This window comes from Thalassobacterium sedimentorum, assembly GCF_031127905.1.
Lineage (GTDB): Bacteria > Verrucomicrobiota > Verrucomicrobiia > Opitutales > Coraliomargaritaceae > Thalassobacterium > Thalassobacterium sedimentorum.
The window spans coordinates 1-1,501 of record NZ_JARXIC010000092.1 but is presented as its reverse complement, the minus strand read 5'-3'; the positions used below and the strand labels follow the sequence as shown (position 1 = coordinate 1,501).

The following is a 1,501-nucleotide window of genomic DNA, read 5'->3' as shown; positions in this document are numbered from 1 at the left end:
AAGGGGAACCGGGGCGATGCCGACCGCCCCCCCGAAACAAAGTTTCGAGGCTACGCAAAGCCCAAGCTTATAGATCATATATTCTTAGAAGTGGTCTAAAGAGCCGCTACTTGGGGGCGTCCGTCCTACATTCAAAATTGGACGTTGGACGTTGAGCGTTCGATGTTCCCAATTTCCTCATCGCCCGACCTCCATTAAACTCTCCACTTCCCTCTGCTTGCCTCGCGCGATCACTCCCAACTGGACGGATCTACCGCCAACCAGTAACGGGTGTGTTTTAGGGTGCCTGTTTTGCGGAGGGCTTCTTTCTTGACTAGATCTTGCAAATCGCGGGTTGCTGTGGCGCGTGAGGTGTGGGTGAGCGCGATGTAGTTTTCGGCGCTGAGGCCGCCTTTGAATCCGTCGGGGCCTTCGCGGTAGAGTCGTGCCAGGACTTTTTCCTGGCGAGGGTTGAGTTGGCCGGCGAGTCGCTGGAAGTGTTTGGCTTTGATGATGAGCCATTCAAATTTGCGCAAGCTACTGGCTTGGGCAGTGAGGATGGTATTTGCAAAATAGTGCAACCATTCGTCTATCTTCAGCTGGCGATTAGTTGTGTGGAGGGCGTGATAGTAATCTTTACGCGTGGCTTCGATCGTTTGCGCAAGTGAGATGAGGGTGGCTTGACCGGTTGCTTCGGCTAGCGCTTTTTCCGAAAGTGCGCGAGCAATACGTCCGTTCCCATCGATAAACGGGTGGATTGCTAGGAACCATAAATGTGTGATCCCTGAACGGGTGAGTGCTGGTAATTGATCCCCGCTCTGCTGATACCAGGCGAAAAATTGCTGCATTTGCTGTGGCACTTGCGTGGCTGGTGGCGCTTCGAAATGCACCTTGGGCTTATGGATGGGGCCTGAGATGATTTGCATTGCCTCGCGACTCGTTCGGTAGGCTCCGATATTCGGGAGGTCTCGCCCTTTCAGTAATCGGCGGTGCCAATGAAAGAGGGCTGCTTCGGTGAGCGGCTCTAAGCTGTTTTTGTAAACCAGCACCATCATTTCTGCGACACCTTTTTCAGCGGCGGGGATGCGGCGTGTGGCTTCACTTTGTAGGCCGAGTTCCTTACGGATGGACGACTGTAAACTTTCACGGTTTAAGTATTCGCCTTCGATTTCAGAGGTTTTGAGCGCTTCATCGCGTAGTATTTCAACGACTAGTTGAGTCTGGTCCGCCTGCGGGAGGTGCCGGCAGGTAGCGATTAAGGCACCTGCCTGTTTCAAAAAGCGCTCCTCGAGCGGCTTGAGCGCTGCAGGATCGTAGTCGAAATGAGGCCAATCAGCCTGTTGCCAGTTCCATGTCATGAGTTATAGGGAATGTTCTTATAGCTCAATAATCGGCGAATTATGAGTTATAGCAAGTGTGTTTATAATACCACTTCTAAGAATATATGATCTATAAGCTTGGGCTTTGCGTAGCCTCGAAACTTTGTTTCGGGGGGGCGGTCGGCATCGCCCCGGTTCCCCTT

The 1,501-nt window shown here is 52.6% G+C and carries 1 protein-coding gene; it reads right to left on the bottom strand.

Annotated elements, in window-relative coordinates:
- Positions 1 to 230: 230 nt before the first annotated feature.
- Positions 231 to 1,337: a Fic family protein gene (locus QEH59_RS18500; RefSeq protein ID WP_308986868.1), complete on the bottom strand. Its 1,107-nt coding sequence runs from the start codon at positions 1,335 to 1,337 to the stop codon at positions 231 to 233.
- Positions 1,338 to 1,501 lie beyond the last annotated feature (164 nt).

Coding starts and splice junctions, on each gene's coding strand:
- QEH59_RS18500 (WP_308986868.1), bottom strand. CDS start 1,337: ATGACATGGAACTGGCAACAGGCTGATTGGCCTCATTTCGACTACGAT.